Origin of the sequence: Pseudomonas sp. AO-1 (assembly GCF_019775695.1) — a bacterium.
Classification (GTDB): Bacteria; Pseudomonadota; Gammaproteobacteria; order Pseudomonadales; family Pseudomonadaceae; genus Aquipseudomonas; species Aquipseudomonas parakoreensis.
The window spans coordinates 6,391,358-6,410,506 of record NZ_CP079947.1 but is presented as its reverse complement, the minus strand read 5'-3'; the positions used below and the strand labels follow the sequence as shown (position 1 = coordinate 6,410,506).

The following is a 19,149-nucleotide window of genomic DNA, read 5'->3' as shown; positions in this document are numbered from 1 at the left end:
TTTTAGACTTAGCTTATGAGCGGAAAAATCTAAAGATCAAAAGATCGCAGCCTGCGGCAGCTCCTACATGGGATAGGCGTACACCCTGTAGGAGCTGCCGCAGGCTGCGATCTTTTCAAAGGCGGCGCTTAGTTACTGATCGCCAGAATGCTCGCCTGATACGACCCGACAAACACGTCGAAATCGCCCACCTCATTCTGTTCAAGCTCTGCCTGCTGCGCCAGCGACGAGCGCGCCAGCTCCTCAAACTTCGCCTGCTCATCCGCCGTCAACGGCTCGCGGCGGAAGAACTCGGCGTGGGCCTGGCTCTGGCGCAGGGAGAATTGCGCGAAGCTTTCCTTGTGCTCGGCCATCGCGGCCAGTACTTGCGCCGATGGGGTCAGGGACGGGTCGCTGACCTTGGCCAGTTGCGCGTCCAGCGCCTTGCTGTGCGCGTCGCCACCATGGCTCTGATCGAGCAACGCCGCCAGTGGAGCGATTTGTTCCAGCAGCTCGGCTGCCCAAACCTTCAGCTCGACCGCTTCGCCGTCACGCTGCAACTGCAGGCCCGGACGCCGGCCTTCCTTGACCACGCTGAGGAAGTTCGAAGTGGCATTGCCGCACGAAGTGTTGGTCAGCAGCGGACTGTCGTTCAGCGCGCAATACAGCAGGAACGCGTCGAGGAATCGCGATTCGGTGACGTCGATGCCCATCGGCAGGAACGGGTTGATGTCCAGGCAACGCACTTCGACGTACTGAATGCCGCGGGCCATCAGCGCCTGGATCGGCCGCTCGCCGGTGTAGGTCACGCGTTTCGGGCGGATGTTGGAGTAGTACTCGTTTTCGATCTGCAGGATGTTGGTGTTCAGTTGAACCCACTCGCCATCCTGGTGTGTGCCGACCTCCACATACGGCGGATACGGCGTGGCCACAGCCTTGCGCAGGCTGTCGGTGTAGCTCGCCAGGTCGTTGTAGCACGGCGTCAGGCCGGCCTGGGCGTTGCTCTGGTAACCGAGGTCGCTCATGCGCAGGCTGGTGGCGTACGGCAGATACAGCGTGTCCGGGTCCAGCTGTTCCAACTGATGCGAACGGCCGCGCAGGAAGCCTGCGTCCAGCGCTGGCGAAGCACCGAACAGGTACATCAGCAGCCAGCTGTAGCGGCGGAAGTTACGGATCAGCGCGATGTACGACGACGACTGGAAATCGCGGTCGGTGCCGACGAAACCTTCGGCTTCGCGCAGCAGCGGCCAGAGCTTTTCCGGCAGGGAAAAGTTGTAGTGAATCCCGGCGATGCACTGCATGGTCTTGCCGTACCGCAGGGCCAGGCCCTTGCGGTAGACGTATTTGAGCTGACCGATGTTGGAGGTGCCGTAATAGGCGATCGGGATGTCTTCCTCGGCCGGCAACGGGCACGGCATCGACGGACTCCACAGGTACTCGTTGCCGAGCTTGCTGTAGGCAAAGCGATGAATCTTGTCCAGGCTCGCCAGCGTATCGGCCGGATCGGGCAGGGCGGGGGTGATGAATTCCAGCAGCGACTCGGAATAGTCGGTGGTGATCTGTTCATTGGTCAGCGCGGAACCCAAGGCTTCCGGGTGCGGCGTTTGCGCCAGACGACCTTCACTGGTCACGCGCAGGCATTCACGTTCGATACCGTGGAGGCACTGTTCGAGCAGAGAGAGGTTGGCGCGCTCGCCGAGCAGAGCCAGGCGGCGGTTGAGAAGTTCGCTCAATTTGGATTCCTTCACGCGTCAGTCGCCCCAATATGGGGGTGGGCAGGACGGTCTACAAGGGTGAAGTTGAAACTGGCGTTTTCGCCTGGTTTTCTAGCCGGTCAGCCACACACATAAACTGTAGGAGCTGCCGCAGGCTGCGATCTTTTGATTTTGTTTTTCAATAGCAAGATCAAAAGATCGCAGCCTGCGGCAGCTCCTACAGGATTCGTTGCGCCGAAATTAACTCAAAATGATGAACAACATCTACAGGACAGCGAACGTGCCTTGCGCTTTTGCGACCAGTTTGTCGCCCTGCATCACGTCGGCCTCGACCACCAGCGTGCGGCGGCCCGGGTGGATCACCCGCGCCGTGCACAGCACCTCGCCGTCGGATACGGCGCGGATATAGTTGATCTTGCACTCGATGGTCGCGCTCTGCTGATCGAAGCCGTGGGTGCTGGAACAGGCCAGCCCCATGGCGATATCGACCAGACTGAACAGCGCGCCACCGTGCAATTTGCCGCCGCGATTGCGCAGTTGCGGTTCCAGCACCAGGGCGACTTGCGCCACCCCGGTTTCCAGGCTGTGCAGGCGGCAGCCCAACAGCTTGAAAAACGCGCTCTCGACGAGCCCGGCCGGAATCTCCATCAGCGTTTCTTCAACTGCTTGGCGTTGGCGAACAGCGAAGCCATGGCGTTGTTCACCGGTGCGGCTGTGGCCGTTTCCTTGCGTGGCGCGTTGTTCGACGACTGGCGCGGTGCCGAGCCCGGACGCGAACCACGGGCACCGTCGATTTTCTCGCCCGGGGTGTCACTCATGCGCATCGACAGGCCGACGCGTTTGCGCGGGATGTCGACTTCCATGACCTTCACTTTCACCACGTCACCGGCCTTCACCGCTTCGCGTGGGTCCTTGATGAACTTCTCCGACAGCGCCGAGATGTGCACCAGACCGTCCTGATGCACGCCGATGTCGACGAACGCGCCAAACGCGGTCACGTTGGTGACCACGCCTTCGAGGATCATCCCCAGTTGCAGGTCTTTGAGGTCTTCGACGCCTTCCTGGAACTCGGCAGTCTTGAACTCCGGACGCGGGTCGCGACCCGGTTTTTCCAGTTCTTGCAGAATGTCGGTGACGGTGGGCAGACCGAAGGTCTCGTCGGTGAACTTCTTCGGGTCCAGACGCTTGAGGAACGCGGCGTCGCCGATCAGCGAGCGAATGTCGCGGTCGGTTTCAGCGGCAATGCGCTGCACCAGCGGATAGGCTTCCGGGTGAACGGCCGAGGAATCCAACGGGTTGTCGCCGTTCATCACGCGCAGGAAGCCTGCGGCCTGTTCGAAGGTTTTCTCGCCCAGACGCGCAACTTTCTTCAGCGCTGCACGGGTCTTGAACGCGCCGTGCTCGTCACGGTGAGCGACGATGTTCTGCGCCAGGGTCGCGTTGAGGCCGGAAATCCGCGCCAGCAAGGCCACCGAGGCGGTGTTTACATCGACGCCGACGGCGTTTACGCAGTCCTCGACCACCGCATCCAGACCACGCGCCAGTTTCAGCTGCGACACGTCGTGCTGGTACTGGCCGACACCGATGGATTTCGGATCGATCTTCACCAGTTCGGCCAGTGGATCCTGCAGACGACGGGCGATGGACACCGCGCCACGGATCGACACGTCCAGATCCGGGAATTCCTTGGCAGCCAGTTCCGACGCCGAGTACACCGATGCACCGGCCTCGGAGACCATGACCTTGGTCATCTTCATTGCTGGGTATTTTTTGATCAGCTCGATCGCCAGCTTGTCGGTTTCGCGGCTGGCGGTGCCGTTGCCGATGGCGATCAGGTCAACCGAGTGCTTGGCGCACAGGGCGGCCAGAATGGCGATGGTCTGATCCCACTTGTTGTGCGGCACGTGCGGGTAAACCGTGGCGTGATCGAGCAGCTTGCCGGTGGAGTCGACTACCGCGACTTTGCAGCCGGTACGCAGGCCCGGGTCGAGGCCCAGGGTGGCGCGCGGGCCGGCCGGCGCGGCCAGCAGCAGGTCGTGCAGGTTGTGGGCGAAGACGTTGATCGCCTCGGTTTCGGCACCGTCGCGCAGCTCGCCGAGCAGGTCGGTTTCGAGGTGGGTGTAGAGCTTGACCTTCCAGGTCCAGCGCACCACTTCACCGAGCCATTTGTCGGCCGGGCGGTTCTGATTCTGGATGCCGAATTGCTGGCCGATCATGCCTTCGCACGGGTGCATGGTGCCCGGCAGCTCGTCGCCGACTTTCAGCGCGGAGCTGAGGATGCCTTCGTTGCGGCCACGGAAAATCGCGAGTGCGCGGTGCGACGGCATGCTTTTCAGCGGCTCGTCGTGCTCGAAGTAGTCGCGGAACTTGGCGCCTTCTTCTTCCTTGCCAGCGATCACGCGGGCGCTGATGGTCGCTTCCTGCTTGAGGAAGTTGCGCAGCTTCTCCAGCAGACTGGCGTCTTCGGCGAAGCGCTCCATCAGGATGTACTTGGCGCCTTCCAGCGCAGCTTTCACGTCGGCTACGCCTTTCTCGGCGTCGACGAAGCGTGCGGCTTCGGTTTCTGGTGTCAGGCTCGGGTCGTTGAACAGGCCGTCGGCCAGCTCGCCGAGGCCGGCTTCCAGGGCAATCTGGCCCTTGGTGCGGCGCTTCTGCTTGTACGGCAGGTACAAGTCTTCGAGGCGGGTCTTGGTGTCGGCGAGTTTGATATCGCGCTCCAGGGCGGGGGTGAGTTTGCCCTGCTCCTGAATGCTGGCGAGGATGCTGATGCGCCGTTCGTCGAGTTCTCGCAGGTAGCGCAGACGCTCTTCCAGATGACGCAGCTGGGTGTCATCGAGGCTGCCGGTGACTTCTTTCCGGTAACGGGCGATGAAGGGAACGGTAGAGCCTTCATCGAGTAGCGCGACGGCCGCTTCGACCTGTTGCGGGCGTACGCCGAGTTCCTCGGCGATGCGGCTGTTGATGCTGTCCATAAAACCACCTGACATAGTGTGAAAGCAGGCTCGCAGGCACGGAAATAAAGGCCCGGAGTCTGGTTGAGCGGCTAGAAAATTGCCGCTGCCTGGGTCAAAAGGCTCCCCATTGACCCGTGAAATCGAACAATTACTGCGGCCGCCGGGAAAAAAGCCCGGCCACCTGCGGTAACGATTCAGACGTTGCCTGGCACAAAACGCCGCGCATTATAACCAGCGTTCTGTCATTCGGGGGTGTAGCAGTCTGTAGGCACAAACCCCGGTTTTCTGGCAGTGAAGGAAAAATCTGCTAACAATGCACACGGTGCGTATAACGGCAGCTACGCCATAATGCGCGCCGAGCTAAAAGGAGCATCCAATGAGCAGCACTGCAAACAATGCTGAAGGCGAAAAAATTCTTATTGTTGACGACGATCCAGGGCTGAGCAGCCTGCTGGAACGTTTCTTCGTCAGCAAGGGCTACCGCGCCCGTGCCGTACCGAACACCGAGCAAATGGACCGTCTGCTGTCGCGTGAAGTGTTCAATCTGGTCGTCCTCGACCTGATGCTGCCGGGCGAAGACGGCCTGACCGCGTGCCGTCGCCTGCGGGCGGCGAACAATCAGATTCCGATCATCATGCTCACCGCCAAGGGCGATGAGATGAGCCGCATCAAGGGCCTGGAACTGGGCGCCGATGACTACCTGGCCAAGCCGTTCAACCCGGACGAACTGATGGCACGGGTCAAAGCCGTTCTGCGGCGTCAGGCCGCACCGGTGCCGGGCGCGCCGGGCAGCGAAGACGAAAACGTCACCTTCGGTGATTACGTGCTGTCGCTGGCGACCCGCGAACTGAAACGTGGCGAAGAAGTGCACATGCTCACCACCGGTGAGTTTGCGGTGCTCAAGGCATTGGTGATGAACGCGCGTCAGCCGCTGACCCGCGACAAACTGATGAACCTGGCCCGTGGTCGCGAGTGGGATGCCCTTGAGCGTTCCATCGATGTGCAGATCTCCCGTCTGCGCCGGATGATCGAACCGGATCCGTCGAAACCGCGCTACATCCAGACGGTCTGGGGCGTGGGCTACGTGTTCGTACCGGATGGCGCCGCTACCAAGTGATCGGCGATTTGTAGGAGCGGGTCTGCGCAGACCGGGTTGATCGACCCTCTACGCAGACTCGCAATCCGCAATATGCGAGCATGGCTCGCTCCTGCAAGTGTGTAACGGTTATCGATGAAAACCCCCGTCTGGTTCCCCCAAAGTTTTTTCTCCCGCACCCTGTGGCTGGTGCTCATCGTCGTGCTGTTTTCCAAGGCGCTGACCCTGGTTTATCTGTTGATGAACGAGGACGTGCTGGTGGATCGCCAATACAGCCACGGCGTCGCCCTGACGTTGCGCGCCTATTGGGCGGCCGATGAAGAAAACCGCGCGAAGATCGCCGATGCCGCGACGCTGATCCGGGTGGTCGGCGCCGGTGTGCCGGAGGGCGAACAGCACTGGCCGTACAGTGAAATTTATCAGCGGCAGATGCAGGCGGAGCTGGGCGCCGACACCGAAGTGCGTTTGCGCATGCACTCGCCGCCGGCGCTGTGGGTGCGTGCACCGAGCCTCGGCGATGGCTGGCTGAAAGTGCCGCTGTACCCGCATCCATTACGCGGCCAGAAAATCTGGAACGTGCTCGGCTGGTTCCTCGCCATCGGTTTGTTATCGACCGCGTCGGCATGGATTTTCGTCAGTCAGCTCAACCAGCCGTTGAAACGCCTGGTGTATGCCGCCCGACAACTCGGTCAGGGCCGCAGCGTGCGTCTGCCGATCAGCGATACACCGAGCGAGATGACCGAGGTGTATCGCGCCTTCAACCAGATGGCCGAAGACGTCGAGCAGGCCGGTCGCGAGCGCGAGCTGATGCTGGCCGGGGTCTCCCATGACTTGCGTACGCCGTTGACCCGTTTGCGGCTGTCGCTGGAGCTGATGGGCGATCGCAATGACCTGACTGACGACATGGTCCGCGATATCGAAGACATGGACGCGATTCTCGACCAGTTCCTCGCGTTCATTCGTGACGGTCGTGACGAGTCGGTGGAAGAAGTGGACCTGAGCGATCTGGTGCGTGAGGTGGCCGCACCCTATAACCAGAGCGAAGAAAAAGTACGCTTGCGACTGGAACCGATCCAGCCGTTTCCACTGCGCCGGGTGTCGATGAAACGCCTGCTGAACAACCTGATCGGCAACGCCCTGAACCATGCCGGTAGTGGCGTCGAGGTCGCGGCTTATGTGTCTGGCGATACCAGCGCGCCGTACGTGGTGTTGAGCGTGATGGACCGTGGCGCGGGGATTGATCCGTCAGAGCTTGAGGCGATCTTCAACCCGTTCACCCGTGGCGACCGTGCCCGGGGTGGCAAAGGCACCGGGTTGGGGTTGGCAATTGTGAAGCGGATTGCTTCGATGCATGGCGGCAATGTAGAACTGCGCAACCGCTCCGGGGGCGGGCTGGAAGCGCGGGTAAGGTTGCCGTTGGGGTTGATGTTGCCGCGGGATGCGGTCTAACAGTCGGGATGTTCAGCGGGGTTGATGGCCCCTTCGCGAGCGAGCTCGCTCCCACAGGGGAACGCATTCCAAAATGTGGGAGCGGGCTTGAACTGGCCTAATGATTTTGGACACCTCAATCGGGCGCTATGATGGCGCCCAAATCTGAGGTGTTTGGATATGCGTAAATCTTATTCAAGTGAGTTCAAACTCAAGGCTGCCAGCATGGTGCTGGACGAGGGGCAGTCGGTTCCCGAGGTCTGTGCCAGTTTGGACATGGGCCCTACGGCCTTGCGCCGCTGGGTCGATCAGGTTCGTAAGGAGCGCTTGGGCTCGACTCCGGTGGGAGCCAAGGCGATTACTGCAGATCAGAGAGAGATTCAGGAACTTAAAGCCTTACTCAGGCAAAGAGACCGGGATATCGAAATCCTAAAAAAAGCCAGTGCTCTCCTGCTTTTGGACGCCAAAGATCACTCTCGTTGATCTGTGAGCTGGGCGAGCAGTATGGCGTTAACGATTGCTGTCGTGTGTTCGGAATAAACCGCAGTAGCTTTTACGCATGGCGTCAGCGCCAAGGCAAAGTGAGCCCTAGGCGAGAGAAGCTCAAGGCCATGCTGGTCAAGCATCACAAGGCGTCGAGAGAGTCCGCGGGCGCTCGTACCTTGGCTAAACAGCTGCAAGCAGGCGGGCATGATGTCGGGCGGTTCATGGCTCGCAGCTTGATGCGAGAAGCAGGCATTGTCAGCCGTCAACGCCGGCGCCATAAGTACAAGTCACCTGGCGTGGAAGCGTTGGTGGCACCGCATGTGCTCAAACGCAAGTTTGATGTTACGGCGGTCAATCAGGTGTGGTGTGGGGACGTGACGTACATCAAAGTCGGCAAGCGCTGGCTGTATTTCGCGGCGGTTCTGGACTTGTTCGCTCGCCGGATTGTGGGCTGGTCATTTTCGATGATCTCCGATGCCACGCTGACCTGCGAAGCCCTGCGGATGGCGATTGAACTACGCGGTCGCCCAAAAGACGTACTGTTTCACTCCGACCAAGGTTGCCAGTACACCAGCCATAAATTCAGAAATGAACTGCTGGAACATGGACTCCGGCAGAGCATGAGCCGTAAAGGCGAATGCTGGGACAACGCTGCGATGGAGCGTTTCTTTGGAAGTTTGAAATCAGAGTGGGTGCCAGAAGCAGGCTACGAATCGGAGCATGAGGCCCGAGCGGATGTGCAGCGCTATGTATCGCGCTACAACATCACCAGGCCACATAGCTACAACGACTATCGGTCACCAGTCGCCAGGGAGAAGTTGGCGGCGTGAAACCTTAATCAGTGTCCAAGATTACTTGACCAGTTCAGCTTGCCCGCGAAGGCGGCCTGTCAGCTGCCACATTTCAAACGGATCAACCCTTGCCCTTTGTCCGGGTCATGTTCGGCCCGCCATTCTTCTCAAGGTGTTCGATGATGATCCCCGCCACATTCTTGCCGGTGGTGGTCTCGATGCCTTCCAGGCCCGGCGATGAGTTCACTTCCATCACCAATGGCCCGTGGTTCGAACGCAAGATATCCACACCCGCCACCGCCAGGCCCATGACCTTGGCCGCACGCAACGCGGTCATGCGTTCTTCCGGGGTGATCTTGATCAGGCTGGCGCTGCCGCCACGGTGCAGGTTGGAGCGGAACTCGCCCGGTTTGGCCTGACGTTTCATGGCTGCGATCACCTTGTCGCCGACCACGAAACAGCGGATATCCGCACCGCCGGCTTCCTTGATGTATTCCTGAACCATGATGTTCTGCTTCAGGCCCATGAACGCCTCGATCACCGATTCGGCTGCGGTTGCGGTTTCGCACAGCACCACACCGATGCCTTGAGTGCCTTCCAGAACCTTGATCACCAGCGGCGCGCCGTTGACCATGTCGATCAGGTCGGGAATGTCGTCCGGCGAGTGAGCGAAGCCGGTGACCGGCAGGCCGATGCCGCGACGTGACAGCAGTTGCAGCGAACGCAATTTGTCTCGCGAGCGGGCGATGGCCACCGATTCGTTGAGCGGAAACACCCCCATCATTTCGAACTGGCGCAACACGGCGCAACCGTAGAACGTTACCGACGCCCCGATCCGCGGAATCACCGCGTCGAAGCCTTCCAGCGGTTTGCCGCGATAGTGGATCTGCGGCTTGTGGCTGGCAATGTTCATGTAGGCGCGCAAGGTGTCGATCACGACCATTTCATGCCCGCGCTCGGTGCCGGCTTCGACCAGGCGACGGGTGGAATACAGACGCGGATTCCGCGACAGCACAGCGATCTTCATGCAACACCTGTGGAGGAGGTAGATACCGGGAACACCGGCTTGTCTTGTACATATTTGATGCCCGGATTGACCACCAGCTGGCCGTCGATCAAGGCTTTGGACCCGAGCAACAGGCGATAGCGCATGGACTTGCGGCAGGCGAGGGTAAACTCGACCTGCCAGACCCGATCACCGAGGGCCAGGGTGGTGCTGATCACATAGCGCACCTGCGCCTGGCCGTTGGAGCTTTTGATGGTTTTGCGCGTCACCAGCGGTGCTTCGCAACGCCGATGACGCAACTGCACCACCGTGCCCAGGTGCGCGGTGAAACGCACCCACTTCTCGCCATCGCGTTCGAACGGTTCAATGTCGGTGGCGTGCAGGCTGGAGGTGCTGGCGCCAGTGTCGATTTTCGCCCGCAGGCCCGCGACTCCCAGATCCGGGAGCGCCACCCACTCGCGCAGACCGACAACGGTCAAATGGTCAAATGTCTTCAAAAAAATGCTCAACCGTGGCAACCGCTCAGCCCGCAAGGGCCGGATTCGCGGTATTCACGCAGAATAAGGGTTAAAAGGCGACAGATTTCTACGGCCCGAATCGCCGACGCCTCAAGCGGGTGTCGGCTGGTGCGCATTGTAATCCGCGGCGGCGTCATTCATGGCACGACAGAAACGGTAGTACAGTTCATCAATATTTCAGAATGAGGAAATTCCATGGCACAAAAAAGCGAAGAGGACGACAAGGTCCGTCTCGACAAGTGGTTGTGGGCGGCGCGTTTTTATAAAACCCGGGCCCTGGCCAAAGCAGCCATCGAAAGTGGCAAGGTGCACTGCCGAGGTGAGCGCTGCAAGCCTGGCAAAGAGCCACGCATTGGCGACGAATTCGAGATTCGTACCGGTTTTGAAGAGCGTACGGTGAGGGTCGACGCCTTGTCGATCGTACGTCGTGGCGCACCCGAGGCGCAGACGCTGTATACCGAGACCGAGGCGAGTGTTGCCAAGCGTGAAGCGGCAGCGGCGATGCGCAAGGCCGGAGCGTTAGGTGTGAGTACCGACGGCAAGCCGAGCAAGAAGCAGCGGCGGGATCTGTTCAAGTTTCGTGGCAGCAGCAACGAGTAGTGTGCGACGAACACACTTGTGGCGAGGGAGCTTGCTCCCGCTGGCGGCCGAAGGACGCCCTGTACAGGCGAGCACGTATTTCAAAATACAACTGCATCGACGGGTAAAGCGACTGCTACGCAGCCGAGCGGGAGCAAGCTCCCTCGCCACAGGTCTTCACACAACTGTCAGTTCGCGGCAGACACCACACTCATCCGCGAAACCACCGGCAGCTTGCCCAGCAGATTGAAAACCGGCGCAGTCACCTTCAGCCAGAAGTTGGCGGCGTGATAAGCGAACGGTGTGTAATAACCCCAGCCCAACGCCCACACCGCCAGCAGCATGTCGCCGATGTAATCGTCCTGGCCCCAGTGCGCGCCGGCCACCAGACGCGGCAGCATGAACAGCAGCGCCAGGCCCCAGACCGTGAGGAACTGGCTGATCGAGCGGCTGAATACGCCCATGAACAGTGCCCAGATCAGCAACACCGAAGCGTGGTCACCGGGGAAGCTCTGGCTCGAGCGATCCTTCAGTTCCCAGGCTTTTTCCAAGTGCGGGAAGTAATCACTCAGGTGCACCGCGCCTTCCAGCACCATCGACGGACTGCTGTGCTGCCAGTCCATGTAGTCGGCGAATTTGGAAAACAGCGAGCGAATCACCACCATCAACAGCAGAATCGAGAAAAAACCGAAAAAGGCGCGACGTACATCAATCGCCTTGAACACCCAGTCACCCTTGATCAGCAGCGTCAGCAGAATCAGACCTACAACGATGTCGAACGGGCGCAGACTTGCAATTGCCCAGATGTGGAGCCATATGGGGTTGCTGGCCAGTGGTGCATTGAGTGAGCGGAACAGCCACTCGTCGAAAATCACACACAGCATCTGGCCCGTAGGCCATAACCAGAAAGCCAGTAGCGCCAACGGCACCACGTTACACAGAACCAGCCGGCCGAGGTTCCACCTTGATTGGAACAAACCCGGATTGTTCATAAAATGCCTCCCGTGGCTGAACATTCGCACCAAATGGGTGCGGAGAAGCGCGGGATTTTCATCTTTTGTAACCATTTTGTCATCAATTCAGATACCCAGACCTATGACTGATCTCCCGGATACCGATTACACCCAACGCTTCATCTTCGATGACAGCGACACTCGCGGCGAGCTGGTTGCGCTGGAACGCAGCTACGCCGAGGTCCTCGCCAAGCACCCGTACCCGGAGCCGGTCGCGCAATTGCTGGGCGAATTGATGGCGGCCGCTTCGTTGCTGGTGGGCACCCTGAAATTCGACGGCTTGCTGATTCTGCAGGCGCGCTCCGAAGGCCCGATTCCGCTGCTGATGATCGAATGCTCCAGCGAGCGCGAGATCCGTGGTCTGGCGCGTTATAACGCCGAGCAGATCGCCCCGGATGCGACCCTTGCCGACCTGATGCCGGGCGGTGACCTGACCCTGACCGTCGACCCGACGATCGGCCAGCGTTACCAGGGTATCGTCGACCTCGACGGTGAAACCCTGTCGGAATGCTTCACCAATTATTTCGTCATGTCTCAGCAGGTTGGCACCCGCTTCAAGCTGTTCGCCGACGGCCGTCGTGCCCGCGGCATGCTGCTGCAGCAACTGCCGGCCGACCGCCTGAAAGACGAAGAAGAGCGCGCCGCCAGCTGGCAGCACATCACCGCGCTGGCCAGCACTCTGAGCGCCGATGAATTGCTCAGCCTGGACAACGAAACCGTCCTGCATCGCCTCTACCACGAAGAGCAGGTGCGTTTGTTTGATGTGCAAAACCTGCGCTTCCGTTGCAGCTGCTCGCGGGAACGCTCGGGTAATGCGCTGGTCAGCCTGGGTCTGGAAGACGCGCAGGCACTGGTGGCCGAACGCGGTGGCGAAGTCGAGATCGATTGCCAGTTCTGCAACCAGCGTTACCTGTTCGATGCGGCCGATATTGCTCAATTGTTCGCTGGCGCAGGCGTGGACACGCCGTCAGATACCCGGCACTAAAACGGTTCAGCGCAGGTAAATTCACTGCGTAACGACGGAATTTCGCCGTTACGACGGGAGGACCCTACTCTTTTTGGGCTTTTCTGGCATAATCCGGCCCACTTTTTTCGCGGTAGTAGTGCACGACTTTCTACTACAAAACGTTTGGAGCACACTCGGCCACTGGCCGACGGGGAACCTCATGACGCAAGCCAATAACGCCGTGTACACCGATCTGAGTGTTGATGATCTGGTAAAAGAAGCCCTGCAACGCGGTGAGGGCGAGCTTGCCGATACCGGCGCTCTGGTTGTTCGCACCGGTCACCGCACCGGCCGTTCGCCAGTCGATCGTTTCATCGTTGAAGAGCCTTCCACCCAGGCCGCTATCGCCTGGGGCCCGATCAACCGCAAGTTCCCGGCCGACAAGTTCGACGCGCTGTGGGCTCGTGTCGAGGCGTTCAACAACGCGCAAGAGCACTTTGTTTCCCACGTACATGTAGGCGCGGCTGAAGATCACTACCTGGCCGTGAAAATGACCACCCAGACTGCCTGGCAGAACCTGTTCGGTCGTTGCCTGTTCATCAACCCGGCCCAGTACAACCCGGCCGGTCGTGAAGAGTGGCAAGTGCTCAACGTGGCCAACTTCGAGTGCGTGCCTGAGCGTGACGGCACCAACTCCGACGGTTGCGTGATCATCAACTTCGCGCAGAAGAAAGTGCTGATCGCCGGTATGCGTTACGCCGGTGAAATGAAGAAAGCCATGTTCTCCGTGCAGAACTTCCTGCTGCCGGCCGCTGACGTGCTGCCAATGCACTGCGCTGCCAACATCGGCGAAGAAGGCGATGTGACCCTGTTCTTCGGTCTGTCGGGCACCGGTAAAACCACCCTGTCGGCCGATGAAAGCCGTTACCTGATCGGTGACGACGAACACGGCTGGGGCGAAGGCGTTGTCTTCAACATCGAAGGCGGCTGCTACGCCAAGTGCATCGACCTGTCCGAGAAGAACGAACCGGTCATCTGGAAAGCCATCAAGCACGGCGCAGTCCTGGAAAACGTGGTCATCGACGATGCCAAGCACGCCGACTACGCCGATGTCAGCCTGACCCAGAACAGCCGCGCGGCCTACCCGCTGGAGCACGTTGCCAAGCGTTCCGCGAAGAACCTGGGCGGCGAGCCAAACGCGGTGATCTTCCTGACCTGCGACCTGACCGGCGTGCTGCCGCCAGTGTCGATCCTCAACGAAGAGCAAGCGGCCTACCACTTCCTGTCCGGCTACACCGCGTTGGTGGGCTCGACTGAAATGGGTTCGGGCAGCGGCATCAAGTCGACCTTCTCCACCTGCTTCGGCGCACCGTTCTTCCCGCGTCCGGCTGGTGAATACGCAGAACTGTTGATCAAGCGCATCCGCGGCTTCGGCTCCAAGGTCTACCTGGTCAACACCGGCTGGACCGGCGGTGGCTACGGCGTCGGCAAACGCTTCAACATCCCGACCACCCGTGCCGTGATCGCCGCGATCCAGAGCGGCGCACTGATCGGTGCCGCCACCGAGCACCTGGACACCATCAACCTCGACGTGCCACTGGCCGTACCGGGCGTTGAAACCAACCTGCTCAACCCACGCAACACCTGGGCTGACAAAGCTGCCTACGACGAAGCGGCCAAGGCCCTGGCCGGTCTGTTCATCGAGAACTTCAAAAAGTTCGAAGTGAGCGACGCGATCAAGGCGGCGGGTCCTAAGTTGTAAGAGTGGTTTGTTGTGAACTGAAAAGCCGCCTCTAGGGGCGGCTTTTTTGTGGGTCATGGCTTAGCTGTTGTTATCGGTTTAACTGCCATTATTCCCGCCGAATTTTGCTGTAGATTTTTCGCGTTACGCCGATCACCACCCCACCGGCCTCAACGGATATGCCGGTATGCCGCCAAGTCCAGCACGCTGGTGGTCAATCCACTATCCGGCGCGTAGATCCCGCCCTTCACCGACGAGAAAGGCAAACCTCTGCTGCCCAGCGAAACGTAGCGTTCGCCTTGGTCCAGTTCGGTGAACCAGGTGTAGGAGTACTTTTCCATGGCCTTGTATTTCGCGGCGTCCCTGACCATCGCATCGCCGCATTGCTTCAGGGCGGCATCGCTCAGGTTCAGGGAGTTGGTCAGCGGGGTGCCCCAACGCTTGAGGCAGGTTTCGGCGAAGTGACGCACGAATTGGCCGGGTTCGGCGAGGACCTTCGGGCCGGCGTTGCCGTCAGCGGCAGCGTTGCCGACCAGGGTGGCATGGCGGCCAGGGATCGGGAAGATGTGCGTGCGCGTACCGTTAGCCGTTTGCGGAATGACGCAGCTGAAACCTTTCGAACGCTCGTCGCGGGCATAGAAGCCAACGTACTCTTTGACGTTGCTGTTGAGTTTGACCCGATGTTCCTGGAAGTTGCCGATGCCGGGCACCGGATCAATGGCGAGGATCTTCACCGGAATGCTCTTCAAAGCACTGTCATTGAACATGGCGTTGGCCAGCATATGGCAACTTATACCGCCTCGACTCCAGCCGACCAGGTTGACCTGAGTGGGAATAATACCGTCCTTGCGGAACGTTTTAATGATTTGCTCCTGCAACTTCTGCTGGGTCACGCTGCGTTCTCCATAGTTGTATTTACGCCAGAACCAGGAGCCTTCGATTTTTACATCTTCAATGGGAATACCGGCCGCTTTGAGACGGTTGTATTCCGCTTCGGTCAGTTGTTGGCGTTGCCAGTCGCACTTGCCTTTGATGATGTTCATTGCGTGCAGCACGTTTTCCTCCCAGCCCTTGCCGAACAACGTGCCGCTGAGACCGTAGTCGGCAGATTTGGTGAACAGCTCATCGGCCTGCAGGTTACTGGAGCCGGGGCCGTCGACGACAATCCATTCGGCGAACTCGCGGCCCGCGTGGTGCGAAGCGAGAGTGGACACCAACTCGCCGTTCCAATAGTTGTTGTTGCTGGTATCGAACTTGGTGGAACCCGTGCCGCAAAAGAAAATAGTCAATGTGCTCATCATGTTGCTCTTGAATGAATTAAGAGCAAGCAGGCTAGTTTTTTATATTGCGGATATGAAGTGGTTAGTTGTTGCGTTGTTTGTGTGCGTGATTTTATAAGGCGTTTGCAAGTTGAAGTTTTGCTACTTCCAGAAGTTCGCAGCCGTCCTGGGTCAATAAATACAGGGCGTTGACGATGTTCGGGATGTCTTTGACATCGGCCTGTTTGAAACACAAACAGTAAAGAGTCTCCAGCAAATCGCTGGCGGCACGCAGGCGTTGATGCGCAGCGTCGAGCAGTTCGACGTGGCTGGCTTGGGTATCTATGGTCAGCACCGGATGATCGCCGTCAGTGCTTTTGAGCGGGCGATAACGATTGGCCAGCGGGTTATGCATGTTCATGTTCAGACGTATCCTGTACGAAGTCGCTCCAGTGGTTGCAGCCGCGCCGGCCACTATAGAAGTGCGTGGCAAGGGGTCACAAGACCGCCGTGATGGACGGAGTTCGTAGGGGTTTTTCCGGGACTCGGGCAATTGCCCTACAAGGTTTTGCAGCTTTTTCGAGGTAAAACCCTTAGCGCAGAAATTTCCCACGGGATTCACAGGCGTTTCTTGAGAATCCTCTGTATGGTGCGCGCCAGAAACTGTAGGACGTTGCCAAACGTCCGATGCGCACTTAAAGGGAATTGAGTATGCGGTGGCTACGAATAGCCTCGATTTTATTGCTGGGGACCATGGGTTGTCGCTTGGCCGTAGCTGCTGATGCCGGCAACGGCTGGGTGTTTGTCGATCTGCAACGCACCGGCTGGCCCGACGCGCTGTCCAGCCAGGCCCGCATCGATACTGCTTCACGTGCCGAAGTGTTGATGTTCGCCAAAGTCCTGCTGGCGAGTGAAACGCTGGATGCAGGCGCACTGCAACGGCAACTGGATGTGCCGCATGTGCGGCTCAAACCGATCCGGCAGGTGCGCGAGGGACTGTGGGAGCGTTTGCTGGGCATTTATCGCAACGCCAGTCAGGACTGTGGCGAACAGCTGTTCTGTGCACGAGTGCGCAGTGTGGCGGACCTGCGACAACTGGCGGCGGCGTTTACCGGAGACATCAGTCCGGCCCATGCACAGTGGGCGAGCAAGAGCCTGGGGGTGCATGAACAGGAACTGAATGCGCAACTTCGGGTGGCCGTGCTGCGTCCCTAGCCCGTCGTTGCGACGAGACCTAGGTGACTACGTGATCTGCAGTGGCGCGCATGGCGAGGGGTGGAATGTCATCGGGTAGTTGCATGCATCCGCCCAGCAACAGCGATGCGAGGGTCAGGGTGAGGAGCAGTTTCAGTCTGTCGGACATGTTTATTCCTTGAGTTGATCCACGGGTGTCGGCCGTCCTGGCACGACGCTCGTTTCGTGGATGCGGCGCACGTTACCTGCCTTGCGGTCAGGCCGGCGAGAGGCAAATTGTTTCCTTGTTTGATCCGGTGGCACCCGCCCCGGCGCTGTATCATCCCGTATCGAATTGACCCCGACCTTTTCTCGACTCGCTGTGATCGCCCGCTAGGCTGTTGGCATCACAGCGGTCAACGGAGTGACAGCGCATGCACCACACCCTGGAACAGGTTTTCGGTTATCCACAGTTTCGACCGGGACAGGAAGCGGCAATCAGCGCTGTACTGGCCGGGCGCTCGGCGGCGGCGATTTTCCCCACCGGATCCGGCAAGTCACTGTGCTATCAAGTGCCGGCGCTGTTGCTGCCGCATCTGACCCTGGTGGTGTCGCCGCTGTTGGCGTTGATGCAGGATCAACTGGCATTCCTCAAACGTCACGGTATCAGTGCCGGCAGCATCGATTCGGCGCAAAGTCGAGATGATGCCAATGATGTGATGGCCCGCGCCCGTTCGGGTGAATTGAAGATTCTGATGATTTCGGTGGAGCGTCTGAAGAACGAGCGTTTCCGCAACTTTTTGCAGCAGGTGCCGATCTCGTTGCTGGTGATTGATGAAGCGCACTGTATCTCGGAATGGGGCCACAACTTTCGCCCCGACTATCTGAAGCTGCCGGACTATCAGCGCCAGTTCAACATCCCGCAAACCCTGCTGCTGACGGCCACGGCGACGCCGAAAGTTGTCGCCGACATGCAGGCCAGATTCGCCATCGCCGCCGCTGATGTGGTGACCACCGGTTTCTATCGACCCAACCTCAATCTGCTGGTGGAACCGGTACGCGGCGAGGACAAACGCCGGCGCCTGGTGGAGTGGATGAGCGAGCGTCCAGGCCAGCCGAGCATTGTCTACGTGACGCTGCAGAAAACTGCCGAACACATCGCCGAGCATCTGGGGCGCAACGGCATACAGGCCCAGGCCTATCACGCCGGTTTGCCCAATGATCAGCGCGAGGCGATTCAGAAGGAATTCATGGCCGGGCAGTCCAATTGCATCGTCGCAACCATTGCCTTTGGTATGGGGATCGACAAGAGCGACATCCGCAACGTGGTGCATTTCGATTTGCCGAAATCCATCGAAAACTACAGTCAGGAAATCGGTCGCGCCGGACGCGACGGGCAGCCGTCGGATTGCCTGGTGCTGGCCAACCGCGACAGCCTCAACGTGCTGGAAAACTTCGTCTACGGCGATACCCCGGAGCGTGAAGGGATTCGTTGTGTGCTGGAAGAAATGCAGGCTGCCGCAGCCGAAGGGCAGTGGGAGTTTCTGCTCGGGCCGCTGGCCGATCAGAGCAACATTCGCGCGTTGCCGCTGAAAACTTTACTGGTGCAAATGGAGCTGCGCGGTTTGATCGCGCCGCGCTATGCCTATTACGCCGAATACCGTTTCAAATACCTGCTGGAGCCGGACGCCCTGCTTGAGCGTTTCGACGGTGAGCGCAGGGATTTCGTCGCGGCCATCATCCACACCTCCAGTCGCGCACGCACCTGGGCCACGGTGAATTTCGAAGCGATGTACACGCAGTATTCGGCTGAGCGCAACCGGGTGGTGAAGGCGCTGGATTACTTTCAGGAGAAGGGCTGGGTCGAGCTTGAGAGCAAGCAGATGACCGAGGTCTACACCGTGCTGCACAGTGATTTCGACAGCGCTGTTTTGAGCGCCGAACTGCATGCGTATTTCACCCGGCATGAACAGACTGAAATAGCACGGATTCACGCCATGCTCGATCTGTTCGGCACTGAGCGTTGCCTGGGTCATCGCCTGGCCGAGCACTTCGGCGATCACAACGCCCCCGAGCGATGCGGGCACTGTTCGGTGTGCCACGGTGATGTCGCACGCCTTCCGGCGCCTCCCGAGTTGCCAGCGCTTGTGGATAAAAACTTCGCGGCGCTGTGCGGTGATTTTATCCACAGGCACGAACAGCACACTGGCAGTGTGCCGACGGCGGAGCGGCTGACGCGGTTTCTGTGCGGGATCAGTGTGCCGTTGTTCACCCGGTTAAAGGCACGGACGATTTCGGGGTATGCGGCGCTGGAGGAGTATCCGTACGCCGAGGTTCGCAGTTGGGCTCAAGAACATCTCTGATAGGTCGGCGGTTCCTGCAGTGTGCGATTTCAGGGCGATTGGGGTTTATCCATGCGCTGAATGTCGCTCATCACGGTAATAAACTTCAAAAACGTCCGGTGC

At 59.5% G+C, this 19,149-nt stretch carries 18 protein-coding genes; 9 read left to right on the top strand and 9 right to left on the bottom strand.

Features of this window, described 5'->3' with window-relative positions:
- Positions 1-128: 128 nt before the first annotated feature.
- From gshA to KVQ82_RS29290, 3 genes are all read right to left on the bottom strand, one after another.
- A complete protein-coding gene (gene gshA / locus KVQ82_RS29300) occupies positions 129-1,712 on the bottom strand; it encodes a glutamate--cysteine ligase (protein WP_222017289.1) in 1,584 nt (527 codons plus the stop codon).
- Positions 1,713-1,958: 246 nt separating this feature from the next.
- The gene (locus KVQ82_RS29295; protein ID WP_086793980.1) at positions 1,959-2,342 is read right to left on the bottom strand and encodes a PaaI family thioesterase; all 384 of its coding nucleotides are present in this window, start codon (positions 2,340-2,342) and stop codon (positions 1,959-1,961) included.
- Complete coding sequence (locus KVQ82_RS29290; protein WP_098966684.1) at positions 2,342-4,666, bottom strand: Tex family protein; 2,325 nt, start codon at positions 4,664-4,666, stop codon at positions 2,342-2,344. The genes KVQ82_RS29295 and KVQ82_RS29290 overlap by 1 nt, the downstream gene beginning before the upstream one ends.
- A gap of 358 nt (positions 4,667-5,024) precedes the next feature.
- On the opposite strand from KVQ82_RS29290, the gene ompR reads away from it, so the two are divergent.
- From ompR to KVQ82_RS29275, 4 genes are all read left to right on the top strand, one after another.
- Positions 5,025-5,765: a two-component system response regulator OmpR gene (gene ompR / locus KVQ82_RS29285; protein ID WP_003220637.1), complete on the top strand. Its 741-nt coding sequence runs from the start codon at positions 5,025-5,027 to the stop codon at positions 5,763-5,765.
- Between the two features lie 114 nt (positions 5,766-5,879).
- Positions 5,880-7,193, top strand: a complete 1,314-nt coding sequence (locus KVQ82_RS29280) for an ATP-binding protein (RefSeq protein WP_027611205.1) — start codon at positions 5,880-5,882, stop codon at positions 7,191-7,193.
- Positions 7,194-7,352: 159 nt separating this feature from the next.
- Positions 7,353-7,655: a transposase gene (locus tag KVQ82_RS31780; protein WP_232967021.1), complete on the top strand. Its 303-nt coding sequence runs from the start codon at positions 7,353-7,355 to the stop codon at positions 7,653-7,655.
- Positions 7,652-8,488: an IS3 family transposase gene (locus KVQ82_RS29275; RefSeq protein ID WP_260687688.1), complete on the top strand. Its 837-nt coding sequence runs from the start codon at positions 7,652-7,654 to the stop codon at positions 8,486-8,488. Before KVQ82_RS31780 ends, KVQ82_RS29275 begins: the two co-directional genes overlap by 4 nt.
- Before the next feature lie 82 nt (positions 8,489-8,570).
- On the opposite strand, the gene rimK is transcribed toward KVQ82_RS29275, so the two are convergent.
- Together rimK and KVQ82_RS29265 are read right to left on the bottom strand one after the other, a co-directional pair.
- Positions 8,571-9,476, bottom strand: coding sequence for a 30S ribosomal protein S6--L-glutamate ligase (gene rimK, locus KVQ82_RS29270; RefSeq protein ID WP_007949201.1), 906 nt, complete (start codon positions 9,474-9,476; stop codon positions 8,571-8,573).
- Complete coding sequence (locus tag KVQ82_RS29265) at positions 9,473-9,892, bottom strand: ATP-dependent zinc protease (RefSeq protein ID WP_230679352.1); 420 nt, start codon at positions 9,890-9,892, stop codon at positions 9,473-9,475. Before KVQ82_RS29265 ends, rimK begins: the two co-directional genes overlap by 4 nt.
- A 276-nt stretch (positions 9,893-10,168) precedes the next feature.
- On the opposite strand from KVQ82_RS29265, the gene KVQ82_RS29260 reads away from it, so the two are divergent.
- Entirely contained in the window at positions 10,169-10,573 is a 405-nt protein-coding gene (locus KVQ82_RS29260) for an RNA-binding S4 domain-containing protein (RefSeq protein WP_222017287.1), read from the top strand.
- A 167-nt stretch (positions 10,574-10,740) separates the two neighbouring features.
- Here KVQ82_RS29260 and KVQ82_RS29255 read toward each other — a convergent pair whose 3' ends face one another.
- Complete coding sequence (locus tag KVQ82_RS29255; RefSeq protein WP_222017285.1) at positions 10,741-11,544, bottom strand: phosphatase PAP2 family protein; 804 nt, start codon at positions 11,542-11,544, stop codon at positions 10,741-10,743.
- A 103-nt stretch (positions 11,545-11,647) separates the two neighbouring features.
- Here KVQ82_RS29255 and hslO point away from each other — a divergent pair, with 103 nt between their 5' ends.
- Positions 11,648-12,550, top strand: coding sequence for an Hsp33 family molecular chaperone HslO (gene hslO / locus KVQ82_RS29250; protein ID WP_041071252.1), 903 nt, complete (start codon positions 11,648-11,650; stop codon positions 12,548-12,550).
- A gap of 181 nt (positions 12,551-12,731) precedes the next feature.
- Positions 12,732-14,273 (top strand): phosphoenolpyruvate carboxykinase, encoded by a 1,542-nt coding sequence (locus KVQ82_RS29245; RefSeq protein WP_041071255.1) that lies wholly within the window; start codon positions 12,732-12,734, stop codon positions 14,271-14,273.
- A 149-nt stretch (positions 14,274-14,422) separates the two neighbouring features.
- Here KVQ82_RS29245 and KVQ82_RS29240 read toward each other — a convergent pair whose 3' ends face one another.
- Together KVQ82_RS29240 and KVQ82_RS29235 are read right to left on the bottom strand one after the other, a co-directional pair.
- A complete protein-coding gene (locus tag KVQ82_RS29240; protein ID WP_222017283.1) occupies positions 14,423-15,550 on the bottom strand; it encodes a hypothetical protein in 1,128 nt (375 codons plus the stop codon).
- 94 nt (positions 15,551-15,644) lie between these two features.
- Complete coding sequence (locus KVQ82_RS29235; RefSeq protein ID WP_222017281.1) at positions 15,645-15,932, bottom strand: hypothetical protein; 288 nt, start codon at positions 15,930-15,932, stop codon at positions 15,645-15,647.
- Between the two features lie 290 nt (positions 15,933-16,222).
- Between KVQ82_RS29235 and KVQ82_RS29230 the strand changes: the two genes are divergently transcribed.
- Positions 16,223-16,726, top strand: coding sequence for a polysaccharide deacetylase (locus KVQ82_RS29230; RefSeq protein WP_222017278.1), 504 nt, complete (start codon positions 16,223-16,225; stop codon positions 16,724-16,726).
- A gap of 19 nt (positions 16,727-16,745) precedes the next feature.
- Here KVQ82_RS29230 and KVQ82_RS31775 read toward each other — a convergent pair whose 3' ends face one another.
- On the bottom strand, positions 16,746-16,874 hold the full coding sequence (locus KVQ82_RS31775) for a hypothetical protein (RefSeq protein ID WP_260687873.1): 129 nt from the start codon (positions 16,872-16,874) through the stop codon (positions 16,746-16,748).
- Between the two features lie 244 nt (positions 16,875-17,118).
- Between KVQ82_RS31775 and KVQ82_RS29225 the strand changes: the two genes are divergently transcribed.
- Positions 17,119-19,047 (top strand): ATP-dependent DNA helicase RecQ, encoded by a 1,929-nt coding sequence (locus KVQ82_RS29225; protein ID WP_222017277.1) that lies wholly within the window; start codon positions 17,119-17,121, stop codon positions 19,045-19,047.
- Positions 19,048-19,149 lie beyond the last annotated feature (102 nt).